The sequence below is a fragment of the Massilia polaris genome (assembly GCF_012927275.1).
Classification (GTDB): domain Bacteria; phylum Pseudomonadota; class Gammaproteobacteria; order Burkholderiales; family Burkholderiaceae_D; genus Telluria_A; species Telluria_A polaris.
Map to the genome: position 1 here is coordinate 37,598 of NZ_JABBGG010000015.1, position 24,661 is coordinate 62,258.

The 24,661-nt window shown below is 66.5% G+C and carries 32 protein-coding genes; 5 read left to right on the top strand and 27 right to left on the bottom strand.

The genetic code is table 11. The features are described from left to right. Positions 1-10: 10 nt before the first annotated feature. From flgK to flgB, 10 genes are read right to left on the bottom strand one after another with little or no spacing between them, the layout of a single operon-like run. A complete protein-coding gene (gene flgK, locus HHL21_RS19855) occupies positions 11-1,384 on the bottom strand; it encodes a flagellar hook-associated protein FlgK (protein ID WP_169469130.1) in 1,374 nt (457 codons plus the stop codon). 48 nt (positions 1,385-1,432) lie between these two features. Then, complete coding sequence (locus HHL21_RS19860) at positions 1,433-1,747, bottom strand: rod-binding protein (RefSeq protein WP_169469132.1); 315 nt, start codon at positions 1,745-1,747, stop codon at positions 1,433-1,435. 9 nt (positions 1,748-1,756) lie between these two features. Continuing rightward, positions 1,757-2,863 (bottom strand): flagellar basal body P-ring protein FlgI, encoded by a 1,107-nt coding sequence (locus tag HHL21_RS19865; protein ID WP_169469134.1) that lies wholly within the window; start codon positions 2,861-2,863, stop codon positions 1,757-1,759. Between the two features lie 11 nt (positions 2,864-2,874). Further along, entirely contained in the window at positions 2,875-3,534 is a 660-nt protein-coding gene (gene flgH / locus HHL21_RS19870) for a flagellar basal body L-ring protein FlgH (protein ID WP_169469136.1), read from the bottom strand. After that, positions 3,534-4,322, bottom strand: a complete 789-nt coding sequence (flgG, locus tag HHL21_RS19875; RefSeq protein WP_169469138.1) for a flagellar basal-body rod protein FlgG — start codon at positions 4,320-4,322, stop codon at positions 3,534-3,536. Before flgG ends, flgH begins: the two co-directional genes overlap by 1 nt. Before the next feature lie 33 nt (positions 4,323-4,355). Then, positions 4,356-5,084 (bottom strand): flagellar basal body rod protein FlgF, encoded by a 729-nt coding sequence (locus HHL21_RS19880; protein WP_169469140.1) that lies wholly within the window; start codon positions 5,082-5,084, stop codon positions 4,356-4,358. Positions 5,085-5,116: 32 nt separating this feature from the next. Then, a complete protein-coding gene (locus tag HHL21_RS19885; protein ID WP_169469142.1) occupies positions 5,117-6,307 on the bottom strand; it encodes a flagellar hook protein FlgE in 1,191 nt (396 codons plus the stop codon). Positions 6,308-6,318: 11 nt separating this feature from the next. After that, positions 6,319-7,008, bottom strand: coding sequence for a flagellar hook capping FlgD N-terminal domain-containing protein (locus HHL21_RS19890; protein WP_169469144.1), 690 nt, complete (start codon positions 7,006-7,008; stop codon positions 6,319-6,321). A 2-nt stretch (positions 7,009-7,010) separates the two neighbouring features. Further along, complete coding sequence (gene flgC, locus HHL21_RS19895) at positions 7,011-7,430, bottom strand: flagellar basal body rod protein FlgC (protein ID WP_169469146.1); 420 nt, start codon at positions 7,428-7,430, stop codon at positions 7,011-7,013. A gap of 2 nt (positions 7,431-7,432) precedes the next feature. Beyond that, positions 7,433-7,795 carry a flagellar basal body rod protein FlgB gene (gene flgB / locus HHL21_RS19900; protein WP_169469148.1) on the bottom strand — a complete coding sequence of 121 codons (363 nt, stop codon included), beginning with the start codon at positions 7,793-7,795 and terminating at the stop codon, positions 7,433-7,435. Positions 7,796-7,897: 102 nt separating this feature from the next. Here flgB and flgA point away from each other — a divergent pair, with 102 nt between their 5' ends. Then, on the top strand, positions 7,898-8,599 hold the full coding sequence (gene flgA / locus HHL21_RS19905; protein WP_169469150.1) for a flagellar basal body P-ring formation chaperone FlgA: 702 nt from the start codon (positions 7,898-7,900) through the stop codon (positions 8,597-8,599). Here the strand turns inward: flgA and HHL21_RS19910 are convergent. The 17 genes from HHL21_RS19910 to fliE are packed head-to-tail and all read right to left on the bottom strand — an operon-like array spanning position 8,589 to position 21,941. Continuing rightward, the gene (locus tag HHL21_RS19910) at positions 8,589-9,293 is read right to left on the bottom strand and encodes a glycoside hydrolase family 73 protein (RefSeq protein WP_169469152.1); all 705 of its coding nucleotides are present in this window, start codon (positions 9,291-9,293) and stop codon (positions 8,589-8,591) included. The genes flgA and HHL21_RS19910 overlap by 11 nt on opposite strands. Continuing rightward, positions 9,280-9,708, bottom strand: a complete 429-nt coding sequence (flgN, locus tag HHL21_RS19915) for a flagellar export chaperone FlgN (protein WP_169469154.1) — start codon at positions 9,706-9,708, stop codon at positions 9,280-9,282. Before flgN ends, HHL21_RS19910 begins: the two co-directional genes overlap by 14 nt. A 1-nt stretch (position 9,709) precedes the next feature. After that, complete coding sequence (flgM, locus tag HHL21_RS19920; RefSeq protein WP_169469156.1) at positions 9,710-10,000, bottom strand: flagellar biosynthesis anti-sigma factor FlgM; 291 nt, start codon at positions 9,998-10,000, stop codon at positions 9,710-9,712. Positions 10,001-10,037: 37 nt separating this feature from the next. Next, positions 10,038-10,982, bottom strand: coding sequence for a flagellar motor protein MotB (locus tag HHL21_RS19925; RefSeq protein ID WP_169469158.1), 945 nt, complete (start codon positions 10,980-10,982; stop codon positions 10,038-10,040). Next, on the bottom strand, positions 10,960-11,892 hold the full coding sequence (gene motA, locus HHL21_RS19930) for a flagellar motor stator protein MotA (protein ID WP_169469161.1): 933 nt from the start codon (positions 11,890-11,892) through the stop codon (positions 10,960-10,962). The genes HHL21_RS19925 and motA overlap by 23 nt, the downstream gene beginning before the upstream one ends. 16 nt (positions 11,893-11,908) lie before the next feature. Beyond that, positions 11,909-12,679 (bottom strand): FliA/WhiG family RNA polymerase sigma factor, encoded by a 771-nt coding sequence (locus HHL21_RS19935; protein WP_370659765.1) that lies wholly within the window; start codon positions 12,677-12,679, stop codon positions 11,909-11,911. 10 nt (positions 12,680-12,689) lie between these two features. After that, a complete protein-coding gene (locus HHL21_RS19940) occupies positions 12,690-13,172 on the bottom strand; it encodes a flagellar basal body-associated FliL family protein (RefSeq protein ID WP_169469164.1) in 483 nt (160 codons plus the stop codon). Further along, the gene (locus HHL21_RS19945; protein WP_169469167.1) at positions 13,169-14,308 is read right to left on the bottom strand and encodes a flagellar hook-length control protein FliK; all 1,140 of its coding nucleotides are present in this window, start codon (positions 14,306-14,308) and stop codon (positions 13,169-13,171) included. The genes HHL21_RS19940 and HHL21_RS19945 overlap by 4 nt, the downstream gene beginning before the upstream one ends. Beyond that, positions 14,305-14,622: a hypothetical protein gene (locus HHL21_RS19950; RefSeq protein WP_169469170.1), complete on the bottom strand. Its 318-nt coding sequence runs from the start codon at positions 14,620-14,622 to the stop codon at positions 14,305-14,307. The genes HHL21_RS19945 and HHL21_RS19950 overlap by 4 nt, the downstream gene beginning before the upstream one ends. Next, entirely contained in the window at positions 14,615-15,004 is a 390-nt protein-coding gene (gene fliS / locus HHL21_RS19955; protein WP_169469174.1) for a flagellar export chaperone FliS, read from the bottom strand. Before fliS ends, HHL21_RS19950 begins: the two co-directional genes overlap by 8 nt. A gap of 11 nt (positions 15,005-15,015) precedes the next feature. Next, positions 15,016-16,407: a flagellar filament capping protein FliD gene (fliD, locus tag HHL21_RS19960; RefSeq protein WP_169469177.1), complete on the bottom strand. Its 1,392-nt coding sequence runs from the start codon at positions 16,405-16,407 to the stop codon at positions 15,016-15,018. Between the two features lie 23 nt (positions 16,408-16,430). Next, entirely contained in the window at positions 16,431-16,868 is a 438-nt protein-coding gene (locus HHL21_RS19965; RefSeq protein WP_169469180.1) for a flagellar FliJ family protein, read from the bottom strand. Continuing rightward, positions 16,865-18,181 carry a flagellar protein export ATPase FliI gene (gene fliI, locus HHL21_RS19970; protein WP_169469184.1) on the bottom strand — a complete coding sequence of 439 codons (1,317 nt, stop codon included), beginning with the start codon at positions 18,179-18,181 and terminating at the stop codon, positions 16,865-16,867. The genes HHL21_RS19965 and fliI overlap by 4 nt, the downstream gene beginning before the upstream one ends. After that, positions 18,178-18,867 carry a flagellar assembly protein FliH gene (fliH, locus tag HHL21_RS19975; RefSeq protein ID WP_169469187.1) on the bottom strand — a complete coding sequence of 230 codons (690 nt, stop codon included), beginning with the start codon at positions 18,865-18,867 and terminating at the stop codon, positions 18,178-18,180. The genes fliI and fliH overlap by 4 nt, the downstream gene beginning before the upstream one ends. Then, positions 18,864-19,895 carry a flagellar motor switch protein FliG gene (locus HHL21_RS19980; RefSeq protein ID WP_169469191.1) on the bottom strand — a complete coding sequence of 344 codons (1,032 nt, stop codon included), beginning with the start codon at positions 19,893-19,895 and terminating at the stop codon, positions 18,864-18,866. The genes fliH and HHL21_RS19980 overlap by 4 nt, the downstream gene beginning before the upstream one ends. Beyond that, entirely contained in the window at positions 19,876-21,564 is a 1,689-nt protein-coding gene (gene fliF, locus HHL21_RS19985) for a flagellar basal-body MS-ring/collar protein FliF (RefSeq protein ID WP_370659766.1), read from the bottom strand. The genes HHL21_RS19980 and fliF overlap by 20 nt, the downstream gene beginning before the upstream one ends. A gap of 14 nt (positions 21,565-21,578) precedes the next feature. Then, positions 21,579-21,941, bottom strand: a complete 363-nt coding sequence (fliE, locus tag HHL21_RS19990; RefSeq protein WP_206085939.1) for a flagellar hook-basal body complex protein FliE — start codon at positions 21,939-21,941, stop codon at positions 21,579-21,581. Between the two features lie 421 nt (positions 21,942-22,362). Between fliE and HHL21_RS19995 the strand changes: the two genes are divergently transcribed. Genes HHL21_RS19995 through fliQ form a run of 4 tightly spaced genes read left to right on the top strand, consistent with a single transcriptional unit; the run spans position 22,363 to position 24,660 of the window. Further along, positions 22,363-23,244 carry a hypothetical protein gene (locus tag HHL21_RS19995; RefSeq protein ID WP_169469193.1) on the top strand — a complete coding sequence of 294 codons (882 nt, stop codon included), beginning with the start codon at positions 22,363-22,365 and terminating at the stop codon, positions 23,242-23,244. Then, positions 23,245-23,625: a FliM/FliN family flagellar motor switch protein gene (locus tag HHL21_RS20000; RefSeq protein WP_206085941.1), complete on the top strand. Its 381-nt coding sequence runs from the start codon at positions 23,245-23,247 to the stop codon at positions 23,623-23,625. Beyond that, positions 23,622-24,374 carry a flagellar type III secretion system pore protein FliP gene (fliP, locus tag HHL21_RS20005; protein ID WP_169469195.1) on the top strand — a complete coding sequence of 251 codons (753 nt, stop codon included), beginning with the start codon at positions 23,622-23,624 and terminating at the stop codon, positions 24,372-24,374. Before HHL21_RS20000 ends, fliP begins: the two co-directional genes overlap by 4 nt. A 16-nt stretch (positions 24,375-24,390) precedes the next feature. Then, positions 24,391-24,660, top strand: a complete 270-nt coding sequence (gene fliQ, locus HHL21_RS20010; RefSeq protein WP_169469197.1) for a flagellar biosynthesis protein FliQ — start codon at positions 24,391-24,393, stop codon at positions 24,658-24,660. Position 24,661: the final 1 nt, after the last annotated feature.

Genomic DNA, 24,661 nt, shown 5'->3' on the forward strand with positions numbered 1-24,661 from the left:
TCTGTTCTCCTTAGGCCATCATCGCGAGCGTGGCATCGAACAGCGCATTCGCCACCGACATCACTTTCATGTTCGCCTGGTACATATTCTGGAACTCGACCAGGTTGATCGCTTCTTCGTCCTGGTTCACGCCGCTGGTCGATTTCCAGTCGTCGACCGACTGGGTGCGGATGGTTTCCCTGGTCGCCAGCGCCGAGCGGTTCTGCTGGCTGTCGACGGCCAGCTTGCCGGTCAGCTGGGTGTCGGCGTCGGCGATCAGCACCGCGCCCAGCGAGGTGACCGTGATCGGCTGGTTCTTGATGGCGATGATGCGCTGCAGGTTGGTGCTGTCGCCTGGCGTATTGTCGGCCGAGAAGGCGAGGTCGTCGGTCTCGTAGCCGGCGACGATCTTCAGCATGTCCGACGGGCTGCCCGGGGTGAACTGGAACAGCGGGCCGCCAGCGGCGCCGCCCATCGTGAAGCCAGCCGCCAGCTGGGTGTTGACCTTGGCCGCGATCTGCTCGGCCATGTCGGACACGCCCTTTTGCAGAGGCAGCAGGATGTCGCGCTCGTATGCGCCCAGGCCGCCAAGCTGTCCGCCGACGCTCACGCTGTCGAGCTGGAACGAGGTGCCTGCGAATTCGAGCGAGAAGGTCTGGGTGGCGCCGGTGCCGGCGACCAGCTTGCCCGGCACCGCGCCGATGACCAGCGCCTGGCCGGTCTTGAGCGACACGCTGCGGCTGCCGTCCGGCTGGTCCGATACTTCGAGGTCGAGCTGCGAGGCCAGGGTGTCGATGGCCTGGTCGCGCGCGTCGACCAGCGCGGAGTGGTTGGTGCCGGTAGCGGCGGCGATCGTGATCTGGCGGTTCAGCGAGGCGATGTTGTTGATCGTGGCGTTGGCCGACGACACGATGGCGCTGCGCTGCTGGCGCAGCGATTGCAGCTGCGCGTTGAACACGTTGTTCAGGTTGTTGAAGCGCTGCGCCATGGTGCCGGCCGCGGTCAGCACCTGCTGGCGCAGCGGGGTCGAGGTCGGGTCGACGCCGGCCACCGCGTTGAGCGCTTCGAAGAATTTGTCGACACCGGCCGACAGGCTCGCTGCGTCGTCGCCCATCACGCGTTCGAGCTGGGTCAGGTAAGGCTGGCTCTGCGCATGGCGGCCGACGCCGGAGGCTGCGCGCCACATCTGCTGGTTCTTGTAGTCGTCGCTGATGCGCATCAGGTTGTTGACCGCGACCCCGTTGCCTGCCGAGCGGTTGTTGCCGCTTTGCGGGCCGATTGCCGTCAGCAGCGCCGCCTGCCGGGTGTACCCCTTGGTCTGCAGGTTAGCAATGTTCTGGCTGGTAGCAGCCAGTGCCAGCTGGGAAGCGAGCGCGCCGGACAGCGCATTGTTCATGATGCTCATTTTGCAATATCTTTCGCGTGGGTGCCGTCAACTGAACAAGGCGACCGTTTATTTAGAATTATTAAGCGGCGCCGGCAAAAGTTGGCGCAGGATGGCGTCGGCGATGCCGAAAGCGCGCTGGCCAGCCATCTGGGTGGCGACCATGCCGTCGGCCATGTCCTGCATGTCGCGGTTGACCGGGTCCTTGAACACGCTGTCCTCGGACGCCATTTCGCGGGTGCCGGCGCGCATCTGCTTGAGCATGTTCGCGATGAAGAAGCTCTCGAATTCGACCGCGGCCTTGGTGGCCTTGGCCGCGTAGACCGGGTCGGCCGCCGGCGTATCGGCGGTGTGGCGCGGCAGGGATGGGTCAAGAGTGGTCATGTGCGGTCCTCAGATTACGACAAGTTCGCCTTCGATCGCGCCGGCCTGGTCGAGCGCCTGCAGGATCGCCATGATGTCGTCGGGCGTCGCGCCCAGGCTGTTGACGACGTCGATGATGGTTTGCAGCTTGGCGCCAGGCGGCCATTTGAACATCTGGCCCGAGCCCTGGTCAACCGACAGCTTCGATTGCGGGGTGACGGCGGTGCGGCCGTTCGAGAACGGGCCTGGCTGGCTGACCGCCGAACTCTCGGCGATCACGACCTTCAGCGCGCCGTGCGTCACGGCGGCGGCCTTGACGCGCACGCCGTCGGCGATGACGACGGTGCCGGTGCGCGAGTTGAATACGACCTTCGGCACTTCGGCGCCGGCTTCGATCGGCATCGATTCGAGCTTGGCCATGAAGGCCACGCGCGCGGTCGGGTTCTCCGGTGCGATCACCGCGATGGTGGCGCCGTCGCTGGTGGTGGCGACCGGGCCGAAACGGCGGTTGATCGCTTCGACCACGTTGGTGGCGCTCTGGAAGTTGGCGTTCTTCAGGCGCAGCATCACTTCTGGCCGGGTCGCGAAATCGGTGGCGATCTCGCGTTCGATGTTGGCGCCGTTCGGAATGCGTCCGCCGGTCGGGGTGTTGACCGTCACGCTGGAGCCGCTGTTACCGGTCGCGTTCAGGCCACCGACCACCACGTTGCCCTGTGCGAGCGCGTAGATATCATTGTCGGCCGCGCGCAGCTGCGTCAGCAGCAGCACGCCGCCGCGCAGGCTCTTGGCGTCGCCCAGCGACGACACGGTGACGTCGATCTGCTGGCCACGGCGGTAACCGGGCGGGAACACCGCGCTGACCATCACGGCGGCGACGTTCTTGTTCTTCGCGTCCGTCCCTTCCGGCAGCTTGACGCCAAACTGCTTGAGCATGTTGACGACCGACTGGCTGGAGTATTTGACCTGGGTGCTGTCGCCGCTGCCGTTCAGGCCGACCACGAGGCCGTAGCCGACCAGCGGGTTGTCGCGCACGCCCTCGACGCTGACCAGGGAGCGCAGCGGCTGCGCGGCGAACACCGGCAGCGCGAGGCAGGACGCCAGTACCAGGGCGGCGAGGCGGAGGAAGCGAGATTGCATGGTTGTCTACCTTAGAACGGCATCCACGGGCTGACGAAGAAGCGCGTCAGCCAGCCGGGTGAGTTGGCGTCGGACAGGGCGCCCTTGCCGGAGTACGAAATGCGCGCATTGGCCACGCGCAGCGACGACACCTGGTTGTCGGCGTCGATGTCGGCGGCGCGCAAAAAGCCCGCCAGGCGCACGAATTCTTCGCCCTGGTTCAGGGTCAGGCTCTTTTCGCCGGCCACGCGCAGCAGGCCGTTCGGCAGCACTTCCTGCACGATCACCGTCAGCGCCCCGGACAGGGCGTTTTGCTGGGTGCTGGTGGCGTCGCCGCTGAAGCTGCGTTCGGCCGAGATGTCGACCCCGGTCTTCGGGAAGGTCTTGCCGAGCATCCCGACAGGCGTCACGCCGACGCTCGAATCCTTGCTGATGCTGGTGCCGGCGCGCTTGCTGGCCTGGGTGGTCTCTTCCAGGAACACGGTGACGACGTCGCCGGTGCGGAAGGCGCGCGCGTCGGACGTCAGCGGCACCGCGTCGGCGTTGAACACGCCGCCCGACAGCCCGCCGCGCACCGCTGCACGCGGCAGCGGGGCGGTCTGGTCGGCCATGGTCGGCGCAGGCGGCGGCATGTGCATCGTCGCGCAGCCCGTCAGCGCGACGACGGCAGCTGCCATCAGTGCGTGTTTCATTATCGCGCCGCCTGTGCCAGGTACTGCAGCATGTTGTCGGCCGCCGACAGCACCTTGGTGTTCATCTCGTAGGTGCGCTGGGCGGCGATCATGTCCACCATCTCTTCGACCACTTGCACGTTCGAGCCTTCCAGCGCGCCCTGGCGCAGCTTGCCGAACGCCCCTTCGCCTGGATTGCCTTCGGTGGCCTGGCCGCTGGACGCGGTTTCCTGGAACAGGTTCTCGCCGAGGGCCAAGAGGCCAGTCGGGTTGACGAACGAGGTCAGGGTCAGCTGGCCCAGTTCGGACGGCGTGGTGCTGCCCGGGATGGTCGCCGAGACCATGCCGTTTTCGCCGATGGTGATGGCGGTGGCGTTGGCCGGGACGGTGATCTGCGGTACCAGCGGCAGGCCGGATGCGTTGATCAGCGTGCCGTTGCCGTCGACGCCCAACTGGCCGGCGCGGGTGTACGCTGGCTCGCCGTCAGGGCGGCGCACCTGCAGGAAGCCGTTGCCGGAAATGGCGACGTCGAGCGGCTGGCTGGTGGTCTGGATCGAACCGTTGGTGAACACCTTCTGGGTGCCGACCAGGTGGGTACCGTTGCCGAGCTGGACGCCCGATGGCGACAGCGTGTTGTCGGCGCGCTGGGCGCCCGGCTGCTGCTCGACCTGGTAGAACAGGTCTTCGAACACGGCGCGGTCGCGCTTGAAGCCGACGGTGTTGACGTTGGCCAGGTTGTTGGCGATGGTCTGCAGTTTTGCATCCTGGGCTTGTACGCCGGTCTTGCTGATCCACATTGCTGGATTCATGATTTGCTCCTGAGTGGTTTCTGTGGCGGCGGTTTACGCGCCGATGAGGCGGTTGCCCGCTTCGTTCATGTTGTCGCTTGCCTTGAACAGCTTCATCTGCATCTCGAAGCTGCGGTTCAGGCTCATGGTGGCGATCATTTCCTCGACCGCCGAGACGTTGCTGCCTTCGAGGTGGCGGTTGCGCACCGTGACGGCCGGATCGGCCGCCAGCTGGTCGCCGCTGCGCGCGACGATCAGGCCCGCTTCGTTCTTGGTCAGTTCGCCCGCTTCGCCGTTCACCAGCTTCAGCTTGTCGACCACCTGCATGTCCCGGCCGCCCGGCGCCTGGATCGAGATGGTGCCGTCGGCGCCGATCGCCACCGCGTGAAACGGCGGCAGTATGATCGGGCCGCCGTCGCCCAGCAGCGGACGGCCGCCGACCGACAGCGCGCCTTCCGCGTCGATCTCGATATTGCCGGCGCGGGTGTAGGCTTCATTGGCGCCGAACTGCACCGCGAGGTAGCCGTTGCCGGCCACCGCCACGTCGAGGTCGCGGCCGGTTTCCTTGACCGTGCCCTGGCGGGTCGACAGCGCGTCCGACTTCATGTTCGCCATGTGGCGGTCGTCGTAGCCGAAGCCGCTTTCGAGCGGCTGCGCCGCCGTCACTTCCATGTTGGCGCGGAAGCCAGTGGTGTCCATGTTCGCCAGGTTGTTGGCGTGGACCTGCTGCGAGCGCAGTGCGCGCTCTGCGCCGCTCAGGGCCGTGAAGATCAATTTATCCATGCTGCTCCTCTTTTTGTTGCGTCAATGCGGGCTTACAGCGCCTGCATCAGGGCCTGCATCATCGAGTTCTGGGTCGAGATGACCTTCGAGTTCGCCTGGTAGTTACGCTGCGACGTCATCAGGCCAACCAGTTCCGAGGTGATGTCGACGTTGGAACGCTCCAGCGCGCCGGTATTCAGCTTGCCGGTCAGGCCGGTGCCTGGGGAACCGTACAGCGCGACGCCGGAGGCCGAGGTTTCGCTCCAGCTGGTGTCGCTGGTCGGGTTCAGCGCGCCTTCGTCGGCGAAGGTCGCCAGCGCCAGCGTGCCGACGGTCTGCTGCTGGTCGTTGCTGTACTTGGCGATGACCGAACCATCCTGGCCCAGCTCGACGCCGACGAAGATGCCGGAGGCATAGCCGTCGGTGCTGTTGGTAGTGGTGATCGCTTCGCCGGCGAACTGGGTGGTGCCGGTGTAATCGACCGTGAAGGCCAGCGGCGCGGCGCCGTTGCCCGGTGCGGCCAGGGTCAGCGGCACGGGTGCGATCGGCGCGGTCATCTGGCCCTGGGCGTTGAAGGTCAGGTTGGTGGTGGCGCTTGGCGCAGCGCCGTCGAACGCGTAGTGCACGGTAATCGCGCCCGGGCCGGTCTTGACGAAGTACTGCGACAAGGTGTGCTGGGTGCCGAGCGAATCGTAGACGATCGACTGCTTCGACATATTGTACGAATTGGCGTTGGCGGTGTTCAGCGGGGCGACGGTCGGCGGGGCCCAGTCGGCCGACAGGTTGCCCACGTAGGCGACCTTGGTGCTGGAGGCGGCGGCAATCTGGCCGGTAGGGACCTTGATGTCGCCCAGCGCGCCCAGCGCGGTGCTGCCGGTGACTGCGGCATAGCCCTGCGCGCGGCGGTCGTTGCTGTCGACCAAGTAGCCGTTCTTGTCGGCCGAGAAGATGCCGACGCGGCTGTAAGCCATCAGGCCCTGCGAGTCGCGGCTGACGAAGAAGCCGCGGCCGTCGATGGAGGCGTCCATGCCGCGGCCGGTGGTCATCACGCCGCCGTTCTGGCCGATGCTCTGGGTCATGGAACCGACTTCCACGCCGGTGGCCTGGGCGCCCGCGTACATCGCGGAGAAGTTGGCGCGCGAGCTCTTGAAGCCGTAGGTGCCGGCGTTGGCGATGTTGTTCGAGGTGGCTTCCAGCTGCTGGTTGATGGCCTGGATGCCCGACAGTGCGATTTCGAAACTCATGATGTATTCCTTTAAGCGTTAGTTGGGGTCGCGGCGGCCGTCGTGCTGGCCTTGCCATTAAAACCGGTGACGGAGGAAGGGGCGACTTCGCCCACGCCAGCCACCTTCAGGATGATGCCGCCGGCGGCGGACATGCGGACCGCATCGAGGCGGCCCGCGATCTCAATTTCCGGCAACTGGCCATTGCTGGCCGTGACCTTCATCGTGTAGCGTCCCGGCGCCAGCCCGAGTGCGGCCGGGTCGATCGTGAACGGCAGCGGGCCGGCGCTGTGCGAGCCGAGCGCGATGCTGTGCTTGACGCCGTCGGCGCCGGTCAGCACCAGTTCGGTGGCGGCGCTGGCCGAGGTCAGCTCGATGCTGCCCGATACCTTGGTGCCCTCGAGCTGGACGCTGTCGGCGGCCACCATGACGTTGGAGCCGACTTGCGCGCCGAGCGCCAGTACCTGCAGGCTTTGCAGGATGCTGGCCGACGAGCTGTTCACCTTGGCCATGCTCTGCATCGCTTCGGTCTGGCTCAGCTGCGACAGCTGGTTGACGAACTGGGCCGGGTCGCTGGGCGACAGCGGATCCTGGTTGCGGATCTGCGCCACCAGCAGCTTGGTGAACATGTCGGTGGTTTCGCTGGCAGGCGCTTGTCCGGATACCGCATCGGTACCGTCCGGGCCCTTGGCGCCGCCGTTATTGACGTTATTAAAGTACATGATCAGCTTTCGCCAAGACGGAGCAGCGATGCCTGCATGGACTTGATCCGTCCCAGCACCTCTACATTGGTTTCAAAAGCACGCGACGCCGCCATCATGTCGGTCATCTCGGCCACCTGGTTCACGTTCGGGTAGAACACCATGCCGTCGGCATCGGCCACCGGGTTGTCCGGTTCGTAGGCCTTGCGCAGCGGTTCGGCGCTTTCGACCACGTCCAGCACCTGCACCTGGCTGCCCGGGGTCAGCTTGCCGCTGCCGTTGTCGAGGATGGCGGCGAACACCGGCTTGCGCGCGCGGTAGGTTTCGGCTTCCGAGCCGCCCGCCGAGTCGGCGTTGGCGAGGTTCGAGGCCACCGTATTCAGGCGCACCGACTGGGCCGCCATGGCCGAGCCTGCAATCTGGGAAATGTCTTTGAAGCTCATGGTTATTGTCCTGCGATGACTTTGGCCAGGCCGCGCAGCTTCATGTTGATGAAGGTGAGGCTGGTCTGGAAATCGGAGGCGTTCTGCGAGAACGCCGCTTGTTCTACGCCGATCTCGACGGTGTTGCCGTCGGCGCTGGGATGGAACGGCACGCGGTACTGGGCCGAGCCGTCGCCGAAGCTTGGCAGGGTGTCCGCCTCGCCGTCGACACGTTCCTGCAGCACACTGGCGAAGTCGATATCGCGCGCCGTGAAGCCGGGCGTGCTTTCGTTCGCAATGTTGGATGCCAGCACGCGGGTGCGTTCGGCACGCAACTCCAGCGCATCGGCATGGACTCCCAGTGCCTTTTGGAAATTAATCGTCATTGAACGCTCCTCCGTTGAGTGAACTGCAGTTTGAACTTGTTAGAATGAACGGCCAGCGCGGGGCGGTTTGCTCCGCGTGCAACCATCGTCAAGGTGTTTTCCATGCCCGAAATCCGCTGCGCTCCTTTGTTGTTGCTGTTAATCGCAGGCATGGCGCAGGCCGCCGCGCCAAGCGTGGCCGGCATGCTCGAAACAGCCGCGCGCGCCCAGCTGGAACGGCAGGCGGAAGCGTCCGGGCTGGCCGAGCCGGAATTCGCCATCACGGTGGTCAACCCGCGCGCGGCGCCGCCATGCAGGCAGCCGCTGTCGGTCGAGCCAAGCGACACGCGCAGCGCCGCGCGCATGCGCTTTGCGGTGCAGTGCCGCGATACCCCAGGCTGGCGGTACGAGTACATCGTGCGCGCCAAGGTCAGCGCGAAGGTCGCGGTGACGGCGGCGCCGGTCGCGGCCGGGCAGCTGCTGCTTGATGCCGATGTGGTGCTGGAACGGCGCGACATCAGTTCGCTGTCCGACACCATCGGTGCGGCGGCAGCGGTAGGGCAGGCCGCCAGGCGCTCGCTGCGCGCCGGCGAAGTGCTGCGGCAAAACCAGCTGGTCGCGCCAATCCTGGTCAAGCGCGGCGAACCGGTGGTGATGCTGGCGCGGGTCGAAGCGATCGAGGTCAGCACGGCCGGCGAAGCGCTCGACAGCGGCGCGCAAGGCGCGCTGGTGCGAGTGCGCAACGTCGCCAACGGGCGGGTGGTGCGCATGCGCGTCAGCGGCGCCGGCACGGTTGAACCTGTCGACATGCCGCTCACTCGCTGACTCCCTGCAGGCGCGTCGCCAGGCGCGCCAGTTTGCTTGCATACTGCGGGTCGGTGGCATAGCCGCCGCGCGCCAGTCCCTCGGCGAACGCGCGCGCATCGCTGCCCGCGCCGATCGCGCCGCGGTAGCGTGGATTCTCCAGCAGCATCTGGGCGTAATCGCGGAAGGCGCTGGCCTGGTCCGGGTAGGCGCGGAAGCGTTCGGTTTTCTTGACGGCCGCGCCATGTTCGAATTCGGTGGTCAGCGACTCGGCGACATCGCCATCCCACTTGCCGCCCGCCTTCAGGCCGAACAGGTTGTGGGTGCTGTCGCCGGCGGCGTTCGTCAAAGGACGCTGGCCCCAGCCCGATTCCAGCGCGGCGTGCGCCTGCACCAGTTCCGGCGCGACGCCCAGGCGTTCGCCCGCTTCGCGCGCCCACGGTGCGATATTTTCAAGGAAGGCTTGCTGGCCGCCCGCTGGTTCCATCGCGTTTGCCACGCCCTGGGTGCGCGCCTGCCACATGCGGCCTTCGACGCTCAGCGCGGCCGCGCCAGTGTCGCCGCCGCCTTCGCTGATAAAGTCCGAAATCTCGCTGTGCATCTCGCTGAACACGCGGCCGAAACCGCTGCCGCCGCCGATGGCGGAAGCAGGGCGCGCGGCCTGGCTCGGCGCCAGTGGCGCGACCGCTGCGCTGTTGAACTCAGCGTGGCGCATAGATCTCTTCCTCTCCGTGCAGCACGCGCTGCATGATCGAATACTGCTCGGTCAGCAGTGCGCTGTTGCGCGCGTTCAGGCGCTTGCATTCGAGGACCATCTGTTCCAGCGCGTGCCAGTCGTTGGCCAGCGCGGCGCGGCCTGGGGCGGCCAGGCCGGCGATCAGCTTCGCCATGTCGCCTTCAGGGCCGAGCAGGGCGCGCACCAGCGATACGCGCTGCAGGCGGCGCTGTTCCATCGCTTCGAGCGCGGGCATCAGCAGCTCGGCCAGTTCGGCCAGGTCGGCGCTGCGGTGGCGCAGCGCGGCGTCGAACTGGCGTTCCAGCAGTTCGAGCATCGAGGTCGATGCAGCCAGGTCGGCTTGAATGCCGGCCGCCAGCTTGGCCACGGCCTCGTCGCGCGTCATGCGTGTCATCTTATTTACCGCCGTGGAAGCGCTGGATCAGGCCAGCAAGGCGGCCGGCGTCGAACGGCAGCTCGCCCTTGGCCAGCAGGTCGCGCAGTTCGGCGACGCGTTCGTGGTCGATTTCCGGCATCTCGCGCAGCGCGGCCATCGCAGGCTGCAGCACTTCGGACTGCAGCGCCGCTGCCGGCTGGCTCGATGCCGCGCCGCCCATAACGGTGGGCGCGGTTTCAACGCCAGCCGACGACGCGGTGCGGTTCAGCGCGAACGAATCGCTTGGGGTGGTGCCGCTGTTGATTTTCATGCGTTGGCCTCGGGTCCTGGATTGAATCGTCATGATGTTATTGCGCCTTGGCGCCGGTCATTGTGCCGCGCAGCTGTTCGAGTTCGGCGCGGTCGGTGATGCTCACGTCTGCTTCCGCACTCAAGGCCTCGCCCTTGGTGCGCGGGCCGAACATCGCGGCCACGCTGTCGGCCTGCTTGCGGGTCAGGATCAGCAGTTCGATGCGGCGGTTCATCGATGCGGCGGTGTTGGACGGGTCGAGCGGCGAACGGTCGGCCATGCCGACCACCTGCAGCACGCTTTCCGCGTGCATCCCGCCCGACATCAGCTGGGCGCGGGCCGCCATCGCGCGGCTGGTCGACAGGGTCCAGTTCGAGCGGCCGTCCGGATCGTCGGCGTACTTCAGCGAATCGGTGTGGCCGACCATCAGCATCTGGTTTTCCATCTTCGCGAACAGCGGGCCCATCTTGCGCAGCAGCTTGACGAAACGCTCGGTCGGCTTGGCGCTGCCCAGCATGAACATGCCCTGCTTCTCGGTGTCGTGCAGCATCACGCGCAGGCCGTACGGCATCACCACCGCTTCCAGGTTGGACGACAGGCCGGTGTCGGCGCTCATCGAGGCCAGCACTTTCGACAGTTCGGCCAGGTCGGCCGGGCTGTCGTACATCTTGCGCGGCGCGCTGTCCGGACTGTGCGACTCGCCGTGATGGGGCAGGGCGAAGCGTTCGATCAGGCTGCCGCGCGGGCCGCCGCCGATGCTCGGCTTGTGCCCGGAGGCGTCGGTGAAGCTGCTGCTCATTTCCTGCACCACGGCCTTCAGGCTTTGCTGTTCGCGCGCGGCCATCAGCCACAGCACCAGGAACAAGGCCATGAGCGCAAGGCAAAAATCGGCGAACGCCACTTTCCAGGCGCCGCCGTGATCGTCTTCTTCATGTTTGCGGCCGGCGCGCTTGAAGACAGCGTGATCGCCGTGCTTCTTGTCATGCGGCTTTTGCACGCGCATCTCCCCGGCTGTCGCTGGAACGGCGGCGCGGTGGCGCCAGGTCGTCGTCGCCGCCGCCCATCGCATTGATCCAGCCTTCCAGCTGGGCGAAGCTCGGCTTGATGTTCAGCTGCACCAGGCGGCGGCCGGCGTCGATCGCCAGCAGCGCCGGCTTGCCGGACACGTGGGTAACCAGCACCACCTTGACGGTTTCCATGTTGGCCGCTTCTTCGTTGACCAGCTGCTTCATCATGTTGCTGATCGGGTCGAGCACGCCGTAGCAGAAGAAGATGCCGAGGAAGGTGCCGACCATCGCCGCGCCCACCTTGGCCGAAATCTCGCCCGCATCGGCGCCGCCGGCAACAGAGTTCATCGCCATCACGATGCCGAGCACCGCGGCCAGGATGCCGAAACCGGGCATCGCTTCGGCGATCTTGTGCAGCGACTTGGACGGCTGCACCAGTTCTTCGTGAATGGCTTCCAGTTCCTGCTCGAGCACGCCTTCGAGTTCGTGCGCGTTGATCTTGCCCATTGCCATCAGGCGGAAGTTGTCGACGATGAAGGCGATCAGCTTCGGCTCTTCCAGGATCAGCGGGTAGCGCTGGAACACCGGGCTGGCGGACGGGTCTTCGACGTGGGCGTCGAGCGCCTTCAGGCCCCCAGCCGCCGTCTGCAGCAGTTCATACATCAGCAGCAGCAGCTGGCGCTGCGATTCCGAGCTCGGCTTCTTGCGCATGACGATCTTGCGCAGCTGGTGGGCCATCTCGGCCAGCACGTGGGTCGGGTTGCCCAGCACCAGCGCGCCGAAACCGGCGCCGGCGATGATCAATACCTCGACCGGGTGCCAGATCGCCTCGAAGGTGCCGCCCATGATGGCGAAACCGCCGAAGACGCAGCCGAGAACGATGAAGATGCCGATGACTTGTTGCATGATGTTTCCTTTTCTTTTACTTCGTATTCGTGACGCCAGCCAGCGCGGCCTTCATTTTCCCCAGCGCCTGCTTGTTCAACTGGCAGACGCGGGCGTCGGAAAGGTCCAGCACGGCGGCGATTTCTTTGTAGCTCAGCTCGAACTCGTAGATCATCTGGATCACGCGCTGCTCGCGTTCGTCGAGCGCGCCGAGCGCCTGCTCGAGACTGCGGCGCACCAGGTACTGCTCTTCCGGGCCAGGCGTGGAGTGGGCGCGTTCCTCGGCCTCCTGCAGCACTTCGTCAAAGCTGAGCAGCTGCCCGGCGCCGTCGTCGACCTCGTGCTGGCGATACGCTTCCAGGCTCATGTCCAGCGCATCGGCCGCTTCCTGCGCGCTCGGCTCGCGGCCCAGCTTGCGGGTCAGCGCGCGCACCGCGTCGCGGGTGCGGTGGCTGTCCTGGCGCACCGCGCGCGGGCGCCAGTCCTGGCGGCGCAATTCGTCGAGGATGGCGCCGCGGATGCGCAGGCTGGCGAAGCTGGCGAAGCCGGTATCGGGCGCGCCGTAGCGGCGCAGCGCTTCGAGCAGCCCCATCAGGCCGATCTGTTCCATGTCCTCGCGGCCCATCACGCCCGACACCTGCGCATTGAGCTGGCGGACGATGCGCTTGACCAGCGGCGCGTACGCCACCAGGTGCTGCTGCTCTTCGCGCACGCTCATGCCAGGCGCGGCCGCTGCGCCGGCGTAATCGCCTGCGTAGTCGGCCGCGTAATCGCTGGCTGCGTCGGTGTAATCGGCGGAATAGGCCACGGTGGTCGTCTTACTCGATGATCAGTTTGCCAATCATGACTTCGGAGAACGGCTTTTCGGTCTTCTCCGCGGCATAAGTGGCTTCGAACGAATTGTTCAGGCGCTCGGCGAATTGTTCTACCGTCATCGCCGAGGCTTCGTTCATGGCGTAGCTTGACAGCGCGCGCACCGCGACGGTCCGCAGCATAGGCAGGTGTTCCTTGGCCTTCTTTTCGTTTTCCTCTGTGGTCGACAGCACCAGGTCGGTCGAAATGTAGTGCGCCTGGGTGTCGCCGGCGTTGCGCTTCAACATCACAATGACTTTATCCAGGGTCACGTAGCGTGCCGGTTCCTTCTTTTCGTCCTCTTCCACGGGCGCCTGTTCGGCTTCGGCGGCAACGGCGTGGCCGGCTCCGGGAACCGGGCCATACCACCACATCGCGGCGCCGGCGACGGCAGCGCTGACCAGGGCGACGCCGGCAAAGGCGATCATCGAGCTAACTTTTTTATTCATGCGTAGGACTCACGGCCGTTCAGTGAAAAGGTGGAAGAAGGGTTGCCGGCCTCGGCCAGTGCACGGCCCGGGTCGGATTCCTCCGCACCGCCGCCTTGCTGGCGCTGGCGGCCCTGCTGGTCGAACGACTGCTGCGATCCGGCGGCGCTGCGGGTGGCCGTGGTGACGTTGACCGCCACCTCGGTGAACTGGCGCTGGGCCAGGTCGGTGCGCATGGTGTCGCTGATCGTATGCAGCTGGCGCACCACTTCGTTGTGGGTTGCCGAAATATTCACCTCGAGCGTGCCGGCCATGTGGCGGATCGCGATCTCGATGCGGCCAAGGTTAGGTGGGTCAAGGCGGATCACGGCCTGGTCGATGTTGCGCGACAGCTGGAGCTGGAGGCGGTCGCCCAGCGCTTCGCGCAGCGGCTGCTGCCAGGCGGCCGGGGTGGCGGCCGCCAGTTTCAGTTCGGATGTGGCGGCGGCCACAGGGGCGGTTGTCGTCGCGCCGGCAGTGGTGACCGGTGCGGCTGGCGCATCGGCTGCCGCAGGGGCATCGGCGGTCACTGCGGCTTGCACTGCGGGTGCAGCCGCTGCCTGGCTGAGCGCGCCGGCGAACGCCGGCTGGGCCACGGCAGCGCTGGCTTGCTGCGGCTGTGCTGCTGGCGCGGCAGGCGTGTCCGACGCTGGCATTGGTGCGGCGGCTTGCGGTTGCGGTGCGGCCAGCGAAGCGAAGACAGTGCTGGCAGCTGCGGCCACGGCCGCGGGTACGGCAGAGTCCACCGCAGGAGCGGCCGTTTCGCCATCGGCGGCAGGCAGGGCTTGCACGACTGGCATCGGCACAGGCATTGGCATCATCATCGGGACTGGCATCGACAGCATCATGGCCTGCATCGAGGTCAGGGCTTGTTGTTCTTCCTGCACCAGCAGCTCGGTTGCGGCTGGTTCAGGCGTGGCGGCTGCGTCTTCAGCATCCGGCGCTTGCGCATCGGCGGGCGCGCCGGCTTCGGCGGGAACGGCGGCCATGTCGGGGCCCATGAAGTCGGCAAATGCCGCAGTCATGTCCATGCCTGGCAGGACAGGGGCGGCCTGGGCGACGTTGCCGGGAAGCGCTGGTGCGGCCGCTGGCGTGCTTGTACTAATCATCATGCTCATGCCATGTTCTCGTCGAATTCGGTTTCGTGGTCCAGGGCGTAAGCGCTCCAGCCGGTCTTGTTGTTCTGCAGTTCCGTCATCTTTGCGACCAGCAGCTGTTGTTGTTGCTGGCAGACGGTGGCGGCCAGCTCGTGCGAGGTGCGCAGGCGGGACAGCGCGCGCATTTCGGCGGCGCTCCACGGACCTTGCGCGCCGAGCGCCCCAAGCTGCGGCGCCAGCGCCGATACCGCCGTGCACAGGCGGTCCCAGTCGCGCGCGCCGGCGGCCGTGGCCAGGGCGTCGCGCAGGGCGTCGATGGAAGCGCGCCTATCCATTTTTAGCCTGCACGCCGATCCAGCCCTGGCGAATCGTGGTCAGGATCTGCACCACTTCGTCGACCATGGCCGGGTCCAGCGAGATGCCGGCGCCGTGCAGGCGCGTGGCGCAGAAGTCGTACAGGCGCGCCAGGTTGGCCACCACTTCGCCGCCCTGCTCGAAGTCGAGGGAGCTGGACAGACCGTTGATGATCTCGACGCACTTGTTGATGCTGGCGGCCTTCTGTTCGTAGCGGCGCGCCACGATGTGGGCGCGCGCGCGCGCCAGCTCGTCGAGCAGGCCGTCGGTCAGCAGCAGTACCAGTTCAAGCGGGGAAGCACGCGACGTCTGGGCATCCAGGTTCACCGAATGGTAGTCGCCGTAAGCTTCGGAATGGGACATGGTGTTCTCTCTTATTTGGAATCGCTGCCGAACAGGGCGTCGAACATGCTGGTGTTCGACGCCATCTGGTTCTGCAGGGCCTGCAAGGCGGTAAATTGCGCGAGGTAGCGCTTGTACGCGCTGTCGTATTGCTTGTCGATCTGGTTCTGGCGGTTGGCCAGGGTGGAAATCATGCGGTCGTTGGCTTCCTGGCGCTGCTTGATCTGGCCGTCGACGCTGCTGCTCCACTGTTTCAGGTAGGTGTCGAGGTTGCCGGCGATGCCGCTCGGGGTGACGCCCGAGGCTTTGCCGATCAGGGCGTCAAGGCCATTCGGGTTGATCGCCAGCTGCTTGGTCAGACGCGTTGCGTCAAGCGACAGCGAGCCGTCGCGCGCGGCGATGATGCCGTACGCCGCCATGGTTTCGCCGGTGGGCGCAGCCTGGCGCAGGATGCTGATCAGGCGGCCCTGCAGCACGCGCACGCCGCCGTCGTCGGCAAAGGCGCCGGCCGCCTTGCCATTGTCCGGGTCGCCCGGGCTGATCATGCCGTCGACGACCGACTTGAGCTTGTTGTACTCGTCGACGAATTTCTGCACGTTGGCGGTGGTCGTGCCGTTGTCGGCGGCGACCGTCAGGGTGACCGGCGTTTCGCCGACGGCCTGGGCCTTGGTGAAGGTCATCGACACGCCTTCGATATTCGTGAAGGTATTGGTGGCCTGGGTGATCAGGGTGCCGGTGCCCTGGGCGCCGAGCCAGACGCGCGCGTCCTGGCCCGCGACGACCTGGGTCGCATTGCCGGGCGCGAGCTTGGCCTGCAGCGCGGCGTTGGTGTCGGGGCTGGTCGTCAAGGTGATGGCGCTGGCCGCGCCGGTCGCCTGCGACTTCAGGATCAGTTCCGCGGTGCCGTTGATGGTGACGACCGAGGCCGAGACCTTGGACGCATTGGCCGGCGCCGCGTTGATCGCCGCTGCCAGTTCGCGCGCCGTCATGGTGCCGTTGGCGTCAGTGTCGGCGGTCGACAGGTTGACCGAAAACGCGGCCACGCCGCCGAGGCTGACATTGATGGTGCCGGTGCCTGCAGGCGTGTCGGCCAGGCCGCTGTACTGCACCTGGTTGGCGGTGGCGAGGCGTTCGACGAAGAACGAATAGCTGCCGGCCGCCGCGGTCGCGCTGGCGGTGGCGGTGCCGAGGCCCGTGTTGCTGAAGGTCGCCGCGCGGGTCAGCATGGTCTTGGTGGAGGACAGCGACAACAGGCTGGTCTGGTAGGCCGAGATGGCCGACTTCAGCTTGGTGAGCGCGGACGCGGCCGCGGTCGCGCGCTGCGACTGCGTGGTCAGCACGTTCTGGCGCGCAGCGACATAGCTTTCCGCCAGCGCTGCTGCGGTGGCGGCCGGGTCGTAGCTTGGTCCAATCGTTGTCGCCATTTTGTTCCCCTTTTCGGTTCGTGTTATTTGTTTTGTCCGGCCATCCAGGCCTGGGTGGCCAGGTCGTCCTGGCGCTTGCGGTCGACGCGCTGCTGCGCGAGATCGGCCACATCCTTCTTCTGTTCCAGCACCTGGCCGAGCAGCTCGCGCCGCGTCCATGCCGACGTCAATGCGCGCTGCGACACCGCCATGTTTGCCTCGTGCAGGCTAAGGTCGGTGCGGTGGGTGTCGGCCAGCTGCATCACTGCCTGCTTGTACTGGCCGACGTTCAGCGCAAGCGCCAGCGGCAGTGCGCCCGACGGGCCGCTGCCTTCGGCCAGGCCTTCGAGGCGTACGAGGTTGGCGCGGTAGCGCGCGCTGGTGGCCTGCTGCGCCGCCATCTCCGCCTGCAGGCGGTCGACTTCGATGCTGCGCAGGTGCACCAGGGTGCCGAGGCTGTTGATTGTGTTCTTCAGGCTCATGCCATCATCGCTTCAAGTTGTTCGATACAGACCGACAGCGGGGCCGCTTCGCGCGTGCCCTGCGACAGGAAGGTTTCGATGTGCGGCTGCAGGCGCACCGCCAGGTCGGTGACCGGGTCGGCGCCGGGCACGTAGGCGCCGAGCGGGATCAGGTCGCGCACGCGCGCATGGCGCGCCATCGAGGCCTTCAGCTTGCGCGCGGCCAGCGCGTGCGCCTGCGGCACCACCTGGGCCATGCAGCGGCTGATCGACTGGGCCACGTCGATGGCGGGGTAGTGGCCGCGTTCGGCCAGTTCGCGCGTCAGCACGATGTGGCCGTCGAGAATCGCGCGGGCCGTGTCGACCACCGGATCCTGCTGGTCGTCGCCTTCGGCCAGCACGGTGTAGATGGCGCTCATGGAGCCAAGCGGGTTTTCGCCGTTGCCGGCGCTTTCGACCAGCTGCGGCAGCGCCGAGAACACCGACGGCGGATAGCCGCGGGTGGCGGGCGGCTCGCCCAGCGCCAGTGCGACTTCGCGCAGCGCCATCGCGTAGCGGGTCAGCGAGTCGACCAGCAGCAGAACGTTCTTGCCCTGGTCGCGGTAGTGCGCGGCCACGGCGTGGCACAACTCGGTGGCGCGGATGCGCATCAGCGGCGAGTCGTCGGCCGGGGCGACCACCAGCACCGCTTTTTTCAGGCCGTCTTCACCCAGCGACATCTCGACGAATTCGCGCACCTCGCGGTTACGTTCGCCGATCAGGCCGACCACGACCACGTCGGCCACGGTCTGGCGCGTGATCAGGCCAAGCAGCACGCTCTTGCCGACGCCGCTGCCGGCCATCAGGCCGACGCGCTGGCCCTTGCCGATGGTGAGCATCGAATTGATCGCACGCACGCCGACGTCGAGCGGTTCGGACACCGGCTGCTTGCGCAGCGGGTTGACGCGCGGCGGCACCGGTTCGAGGCGGTGCTCGCCGCCGAGGCGCCCGAGGTCGTCGATCGGCTCGCCCAGGCCATTGACCATGCGGCCAAGCCAGGAGTCGCCGATCTGCAGCGCGGTGGCGGTCGGCGCGGGCAGCACGCGGGCGCCGGTCGACAGGCCGGCGGCCTGCTTGAACGGCATCAGGTAAGACACTTTTTCGCGGAAGCCGACCACCTGCGCGTCGAGCCACTCGCCCGACACGGTCTCGATGCGGCAGCGCTGGCCCGTGTGCAGCCGGCAGCCGACGCTCTCGAGCAGCAGCCCCGACGCACCGACCAGGCGGCCGGTCGGGGTCGCAACCGGCACGTCGCCGATTTCGAGTGAGCGCAGGGTGTCGGCGAGTGCCATCATGCCGCCAGTTCCTCAGGGGCGTGTCCGGCCGCCGACTCAAGCTGGGTGGTGACCTGCGCCATGACCGCGACCAGGCGGCCGTGGCAGCCGGCGTCGACTTCATGGTCGCCGGCGCGCACGCGGCATTCGCCCGGCTGCATCGCAGGGTCGGCCAGCAGGTTCCATTTCTTGGCGCGTTTCGGATCGAGTTCGTTGATGCGTTTCAGTTCTTCCGGATTCAGGTAGACCTCGACCTGTTCGCGCGTCGGCGGCATCGCGGCCAGCGTCTCGTCGACCAGCGCGAGCAGCTGGACCGGCTGCAGCGCCAGTTCGGCGCGGATCACCTGGCGCGCGACCTTGCCGACCAGTTCAACGACTTCCTTGCTCTGGGCCGCACGGTAATCGGTGCGCAGCTTCCTGAGCGCCTTGAGCATGTTCTCGACCGGCTTGGCGGCCTGCTCGTACGCCAGCTGGGCCTGGCGGCGGCCTTCGGCGAGGCCCTGGGCCAGGCCTTCGGCGTGGCCGGCGGCGAGGCCTTGTTCACGGCCGGCGTCGTAGCCGGCGTCGAAGCCTTCCTGCTGTCCCTGTTTGAAGCCGTCGTCGACGGCGTCCTGCCATTGGCCCGACGCATCCGGCGACGGCGGCAGCACGCCGGCCGGGCCGCGCGGCGTCAGTGACGGGAAGTGGTAAGGACGGAAGTGCTTCATTCGACGACTGCCTCGGCGAACAGCTGGATCTCGATGTCGCCCGAATCGGCCAGGCCCTTGACGGTGGCCATGATGTCCTTGCGGGTCTGCTCGATGCGGCTCATCGGCACAGGGCCGGAGCGGCGCATCAGGTCCTCGAAGCTCTGGGCCTGGCGGCGCGGCATCGAGGTCAGGATGGCCTCGCGCACGGCAGGCTCGGCGCCCTTGAGCGCGATCGCCCACTGGTCGAGCGGGACGTCGTCGAGGATGCGGATGAGGGTCTGCTCGGTCTGGCGCGACAGGATGAAGAAGTCGTACATGCTCATCTCGATTTCGGAGACCACTTCCGGATCGTGGGCGCGCAGCAGTTCGACCATGCCGGCGCGGTTGCCCGGCAGGCGGTTGAGGATTTCGGCGACCTGGCGCACGCCTTCGACGCTGGCGCTCTGGGTGTCGAGCGCGGACAGGCAGCGGTCCACCAGCTGTTCCAGTTCGGCCAGCAGGTCGCGGTCGATTTCGTCGAGGCGGGCCAGGTTCAGCAGCACCAGGTCACGGCCTTCGACCGGCAGCGCTTCGAGGATCTGGCCGGCCAGCGCCGGCGGCAGGAAGGCCAGGAACACCGCCTGCATCTGCACGTGTTCGTTGGCGACGTAGTCGGCCAGCCATTTCGGCGAGGCCCACTGCAGGCGCGCCATCATCGGGCGGATCGCGTCGCCGTAGATGTTGTTCAGGACGCTGTTGGCGATGTCGCTGCCAAGCGCCAGGTCGAGCGAGCGCTTGAGGTAGCTGCGCGAGGCGCCGTGCACGCCGCTCTGCTGGCGGTAGTCGTCGAAGAAGTTCTGCATCGCTTCGCGCACCGAGTCGACCTTGATGCCGCTCATGCGCGACATCACCTGGGTCACTTCGATCAGCTCTTCGCGGTCGAGGCAGCGCAGCACGGCGGCAGCCGGCTCTTCGCCAATGCTCAGCAGGACGATGGCCGCCTGTTCAACCGGCGACAGCGTCTGCACGCCGTCGTCTTCGTCGTAGTTATTGTCCTGTTCGGCCATTTTTCTGCATCCATTGTTTGACGACTTCAGCGACCCGTTCCGGCTCCTTGCCGGCCAGGACCTTCAGGTGGTCGACCATCACATCGACTGCCGAACCGGAGGGCGGCAGGTCGTAATTTTCAAGCAGCGGCACCACCGGCATCGGGGTCGCCAGCGCCGGCGCGGCAGTGCCGTCGGCGTTGACAGCGTCGGCCATCGCAGGCGCCGGCAGCGCGCCGGCCGTTGCCGGTGCGGCCAGTGCGGCGGTGTCAGGCTTGGCGGCTGGTGCGCTGAAGCGTGCGGTGAGCAGGCGCAGCAACGGACGGGCAAGCAGGAAGTAGGCGAGGATCGCGCCGACCAGCCAGAGTACCCAGCTGCTGATGTCGACGATGGTGTCGCGCTCTTCCCACCACTGCACCGGCGCTACCGGCTTCGGGAAGGCGAGGGCGGACACGGCCAGCACGTCGCCGCGCGCGGCGTCGATGCCCAGGCCGCTGCGCAGGATCTTGTCGAACGAGGCCAGTTCGGCGGCGCTCCAGCCAGCCTTGCCCGGCGCCGAACTGTTGTTCAGCACGACGGCGACGCTGAGCTTTTTCAGGCGGCCGCGGCTGCGTTTGATCTGGGTGATGTTGCGGTCGTAGGCGTACTGGCGGGTGGTGGCGTTCTTGCGCGCGCTGCCGTCGTCGGCAGGCTTGCCATCTGCGCCGGGCGCGGCCGGTTCGGCCTGCGGCGGACGGTTCGACAGGCTGCCGGGAATCCCCAGCGCCACGCGGCTCTTTTCCATCTCTTCGCGCATCGCTTCGCTGGTGACCTTCGGGGCTTCGCCGTACTTTTCCGAGGTTTCCTCGACCTTGTCGTTGTCGATGTCGGCGGTCACGCTGAGTTTGAAGTTGGCGGCGCCGAGGACGGGGCCGAGCAGTTCGTTGACGTTGGCGCGCACCGTGTCGGTGACGCGCTTGGCGCTGGCGTCGCCCTGGTTGGCGCCGTCGAAGCCTTCGCTCAGGTCGATGCGCGAGGACAGGTAGTTGCCGGACTGGTCGACCAGGCTGACGCGCTCAGGCGCCAGCGTGGAGACGCTGCCCGCCACCATGTTGATGATGGCGGCGATCTGTTCGTTCGACAGGGTGCGGCCCGGCTTGACTGCGACCACCACCGAGGCCGACGATTTCTCGCCGTCGCTGGCGATGAAGGAGGTCGAGCGGGCGATCGACAGGTGCACGCGCGCCGAGGCGATGGCGTCGAGCGACAGGATGCTTTGCGCCAGCTCGCCTTCGAGGCCGCGCCGGAAGCGCACGTCCTGCACGAACTGCGATACGCCCAGCGGGTCGTTCTTGTCCATCAGTTCGAGGCCTGCCGGCAGCTGGGCGGTGACGCCTTTCGACGCCAGCAGCATGCGCACCTTGCCCAGCATCGCGTCCGGCACCAGCAGCTGGCCGCTGTCCGGATGCAGGCGATAAGGAATCTGTTCGGCGTCGAGCACCGTCATCATGTCGCTGACGGCGACTTTTTCGCGCGCGCCGAACACCGGCTTGTAGCTGGCCTGGTCGCTCCACATGTACATCATGACGGCGCCGGTGATGCCGATCGCCAGCACCAGCATCGGCGCCAGGTTGTTGCGCAGGACCGCCGGCATGGCGGGCATCGCGCCCAGGCCCTTGCCGGCGAACCTAGATTTGAGGGTGTTGATCACGGTGTTTTTCCTGGTCAGACCGGCAGCTTGAGCAGCTCGTCGACGGCGCCCATTACTTTGTTACGGACCTGCATCAGCATCGAGAAAGACAGGTTGGCTTGCTGGCTGGCCAGCATCGCGCCGACCAGGTCGTCGCTCTTGCCGCTGTCGACGTCGGCCATGCGGGCGGCGGCGGCGCTGTCTTCCTGGTTCACGCCGGCGAGGGCGTCTTTCATGCTCTGGGTGAAGGAGAAGCTGGCGGGCAGGGCGTGGCCGGAGACCGGCGCGGCCGGCATCACGGCGCTGTTGGCGAGGCTGCCCGCTTCGTTGGCGAGCGCCGCCAGGTCGGCCTTGATCAGGCTGCCGAGATCGTTCGCTGTCGTTTTTCCAACTTCCATGGTGTGTGAACCCCTGCTGTGGTATTTCTGTTAATAATCAATCAGTTATCGCTAGCTTAACGTCGCGAAATGCGGACTCGGCCGGGAAAGCGCAAGCCTGGGGCAAGCGGCGCTCGATGCAAATCAAAAAAAGTTTATTTGGGGAAAGTAATTGCTGCTGAGTAGGTAAAATCCAACAGGGTTCCAACTAAGCTATCGATTCACATATGTTGCTTCCCGGACTGCCATGTTTCGTAGCAAGGTGGCATGAAGCGCGCGCGAACAGAGCGTGAGCGCTACGCTGGTTATCTTACCGCATGGCAATTATAGTGCCAAGGAGAAATTTTTGTTCACTGCGCGAAATTTGCTCTGCTATACTGTTTTCTCCAATAAAACAAAGAGTTGCCCACTTTGCCACGTTCGGAAACCGAAACCGAAACCGATGCCCACTGTAACTTCCACTAATTCCGCACAGCAACACCAGGTGCTCGACCCCTGCCTGCTGGGCCGTCCGGTCCACCTGTTGCCGCAGTTTGCCGCCCAGCTCACCGACGACCTCGCCGCAGCCATGCGGGTCGCCGGCGCGCGCCGCTACTGGGAGGCTTTCGAGCTGCTCGCGGTCGACTTCGTGCGCACCCCCGAACCGGGCCAGGCCGGCCGCTGGCTGGGCTTCGCCGGCAGCGCCGGCGCAATGGCGTTTTCGATCGGACGGGCCGGCTTGCTGTCGATTCTTAACTACCGTTACGGCCGCCGCGGCCAGGCCCCAGGCCCCGCGCCGGACCCGGCAACCGTCAAAGTGACGGCCACCGAAGAACGTTTGGCTGTTGTTTTGGGGCAACAGGTTTGCGTCGTGCTGGCCCAGCGCGTGGCCGCCAACCTGGCCCGCGCAGGGCAGGGTGCGGCAGCGATCGCCGCCGCCGCACCGATCCAGCCGCGTCCGGCGCTGGCGCCGGTGGCCGGCAGCTGGACGGTCGGCGTGACCCTGCGCGACATTCACAGCGGCGAGCCGCTGACGTACTGGATCACCCTCGACCAGGCGCTGATGGCGGCTGTGCTGCAGGGCCTGGCGCCGGAGCGGCTGCGCGAACGCGCCACCCGCCAATCCGGCGTGCCGCTGGGCTCGACCCTGCAGGTGCGCCTCGACGGCCGCCTGGTCAGCAAGGAAATCACGCTGGAAACGCTGTTTGCGCTGAAGCTGGGGGATATCATTCCTGTCAGCCTTGGCCGTGCGCAGGTGCTGCTCGACGAGTCGCCGCTGTTCTCCGCAGCCGTGTCGGAGCACAATGGCACGCTCTGTTTAACCTCTTTTGAAGACACCGAGTAAATGAATATCAACCAGAACGAACTGCCGGGTCAGGAACTGGGCGCGGACATCGAGGACATGATCATCGACGAACCGGCTGCGGCCGACACCGAACAGACCCGCTCGGGCGCCCCGCGCCGCGCGCGCGACCTGCCGCAGATGATGCGCAAGATCCCGGTCACCCTGACGCTGGAAGTGGGCTCGGCCCGCATCTCGCTGCAGGAACTGATGTCGATCGGCGCGTCCTCGGTCATCGCGCTCGACGCGCTGGCCGGCGAGCCGCTGGTCATCAAGGTCAACGGCACCCCGATCGGGCGCGCCGAAGTCGTGGTGGCCGGCGAGCAGTACGGCCTCAAGGTAATCGATCTCGACGGCCTCAACCTCGACCTGATCGCCTCATGACCATCCGCTTTGGCGGCAGGCCGGCGCTGGCGCTGGCCGCCGTGCTGGCGCTCGCCGTTTGCGTCCCCGCTTCGGCCCAGGACTTGCTGGCCGGCGTGATTCCCGGCTCCAAGACCGACCTGACCGTCAAGTCGCAGATCCTGGTCCTGATGACCCTGCTGGGCCTGCTGCCCATCATGGTCATGATGATGACCAGCTTCACCCGTTTCGTGATCGTGCTGTCGCTGCTGCGCCAGGCCCTCGGCCTGCAGCAGGGCTTGCCGAACCGGATCATCACCGGGATCGCGCTGATCCTGACCTTGCTGGTGATGCGCCCGGTCGGCGACACCGTCTGGCGCGACGCCTTCCTGCCCTACGACAAAGACCAGATCGGCATGCAGGAGGCGCTCAAAATCGCCGAAGTGCCGGTGTCGAACTTCATGCTGGCGCAAACTTCCAAGGCCGCGCTGGCCCAGGTCGCGCAGCTGGCGGGCGAACCGGCCGCGCTGGCGCCGCAGCAGCGCGCCTTCACGGTCAAGCTGGCCGCCTTCGTGCTGTCGGAACTGAAGACCGCGTTCCAGATCGGCGCCATGCTGTTCATCCCGTTCTTGATCATCGACCTGGTGGTGTCGTCGGTGCTGATGGCGATGGGCATGATGATGCTGTCGCCGCTGGTGATCTCGCTGCCGTTCAAGCTGCTGTTGTTCGTGCTGGTGGACGGCTGGACCCTGACCGTGAGCACCCTGGTCGGCTCGATCCGCGCTTACTGACGCCTGGAGAGAATAGATGACGCCCGAAATCGCAGTCGACCTGGTCACCGGCGCCCTGCAGGTGGTGATGCTGCTGGTGCTGGTGCTGGTGGTGCCGGGCCTGGTGATGGGCCTGATCGTGGCGCTGTTCCAGGCCGCCACCCAGATCAACGAACAGACCCTCAGCTTCCTGCCGCGCCTGCTGGTGACCTTGCTGGCGGTGATCCTGGCCGGCCACTGGATGACCGGCTACCTGATGGACTATTGCGTCTCCGTGTTCCGGCGCGCGGCCGTGCTGGTCGGCTAGC

Excerpts from the sequence above, each read along its gene's own strand:
- HHL21_RS19940 (WP_169469164.1), bottom strand. The coding sequence starts at position 13,172 with ATGAATAAAAAAGTTAGCTCGATGATCGCCTTTGCCGGCGTCGCCCTG.
- fliS (WP_169469174.1), bottom strand. The coding sequence starts at position 15,004 with ATGTCCCATTCCGAAGCTTACGGCGACTACCATTCGGTGAACCTGGAT.
- fliI (WP_169469184.1), bottom strand. The coding sequence starts at position 18,181 with ATGATGGCACTCGCCGACACCCTGCGCTCACTCGAAATCGGCGACGTG.
- HHL21_RS19890 (WP_169469144.1), bottom strand. The coding sequence starts at position 7,008 with ATGTACTTTAATAACGTCAATAACGGCGGCGCCAAGGGCCCGGACGGT.
- flgN (WP_169469154.1), bottom strand. The coding sequence starts at position 9,708 with ATGACACGCATGACGCGCGACGAGGCCGTGGCCAAGCTGGCGGCCGGC.
- HHL21_RS19910 (WP_169469152.1), bottom strand. The coding sequence starts at position 9,293 with ATGCGCCACGCTGAGTTCAACAGCGCAGCGGTCGCGCCACTGGCGCCG.
- HHL21_RS19865 (WP_169469134.1), bottom strand. The coding sequence starts at position 2,863 with ATGCAATCTCGCTTCCTCCGCCTCGCCGCCCTGGTACTGGCGTCCTGC.
- fliQ (WP_169469197.1), top strand. The coding sequence starts at position 24,391 with ATGACGCCCGAAATCGCAGTCGACCTGGTCACCGGCGCCCTGCAGGTG.
- fliP (WP_169469195.1), top strand. The coding sequence starts at position 23,622 with ATGACCATCCGCTTTGGCGGCAGGCCGGCGCTGGCGCTGGCCGCCGTG.
- flgG (WP_169469138.1), bottom strand. The coding sequence starts at position 4,322 with ATGAATCCAGCAATGTGGATCAGCAAGACCGGCGTACAAGCCCAGGAT.
- fliH (WP_169469187.1), bottom strand. The coding sequence starts at position 18,867 with ATGAAGCACTTCCGTCCTTACCACTTCCCGTCACTGACGCCGCGCGGC.
- motA (WP_169469161.1), bottom strand. The coding sequence starts at position 11,892 with ATGCAACAAGTCATCGGCATCTTCATCGTTCTCGGCTGCGTCTTCGGC.
- HHL21_RS20000 (WP_206085941.1), top strand. The coding sequence starts at position 23,245 with ATGAATATCAACCAGAACGAACTGCCGGGTCAGGAACTGGGCGCGGAC.
- HHL21_RS19950 (WP_169469170.1), bottom strand. The coding sequence starts at position 14,622 with ATGGATAGGCGCGCTTCCATCGACGCCCTGCGCGACGCCCTGGCCACG.
- HHL21_RS19880 (WP_169469140.1), bottom strand. The coding sequence starts at position 5,084 with ATGGATAAATTGATCTTCACGGCCCTGAGCGGCGCAGAGCGCGCACTG.
- HHL21_RS19925 (WP_169469158.1), bottom strand. The coding sequence starts at position 10,982 with ATGCGCGTGCAAAAGCCGCATGACAAGAAGCACGGCGATCACGCTGTC.
- HHL21_RS19860 (WP_169469132.1), bottom strand. The coding sequence starts at position 1,747 with ATGACCACTCTTGACCCATCCCTGCCGCGCCACACCGCCGATACGCCG.
- HHL21_RS19965 (WP_169469180.1), bottom strand. The coding sequence starts at position 16,868 with ATGAGCCTGAAGAACACAATCAACAGCCTCGGCACCCTGGTGCACCTG.
- fliD (WP_169469177.1), bottom strand. The coding sequence starts at position 16,407 with ATGGCGACAACGATTGGACCAAGCTACGACCCGGCCGCCACCGCAGCA.
- flgA (WP_169469150.1), top strand. The coding sequence starts at position 7,898 with ATGCCCGAAATCCGCTGCGCTCCTTTGTTGTTGCTGTTAATCGCAGGC.
- flgC (WP_169469146.1), bottom strand. The coding sequence starts at position 7,430 with ATGAGCTTCAAAGACATTTCCCAGATTGCAGGCTCGGCCATGGCGGCC.
- HHL21_RS19980 (WP_169469191.1), bottom strand. The coding sequence starts at position 19,895 with ATGGCCGAACAGGACAATAACTACGACGAAGACGACGGCGTGCAGACG.
- fliE (WP_206085939.1), bottom strand. The coding sequence starts at position 21,941 with ATGGAAGTTGGAAAAACGACAGCGAACGATCTCGGCAGCCTGATCAAG.
- flgM (WP_169469156.1), bottom strand. The coding sequence starts at position 10,000 with ATGAAAATCAACAGCGGCACCACCCCAAGCGATTCGTTCGCGCTGAAC.
- HHL21_RS19885 (WP_169469142.1), bottom strand. The coding sequence starts at position 6,307 with ATGAGTTTCGAAATCGCACTGTCGGGCATCCAGGCCATCAACCAGCAG.
- flgK (WP_169469130.1), bottom strand. The coding sequence starts at position 1,384 with ATGAGCATCATGAACAATGCGCTGTCCGGCGCGCTCGCTTCCCAGCTG.
- HHL21_RS19995 (WP_169469193.1), top strand. The coding sequence starts at position 22,363 with ATGCCCACTGTAACTTCCACTAATTCCGCACAGCAACACCAGGTGCTC.
- HHL21_RS19945 (WP_169469167.1), bottom strand. The coding sequence starts at position 14,308 with ATGAGCATGATGATTAGTACAAGCACGCCAGCGGCCGCACCAGCGCTT.
- flgB (WP_169469148.1), bottom strand. The coding sequence starts at position 7,795 with ATGACGATTAATTTCCAAAAGGCACTGGGAGTCCATGCCGATGCGCTG.
- flgH (WP_169469136.1), bottom strand. The coding sequence starts at position 3,534 with ATGAAACACGCACTGATGGCAGCTGCCGTCGTCGCGCTGACGGGCTGC.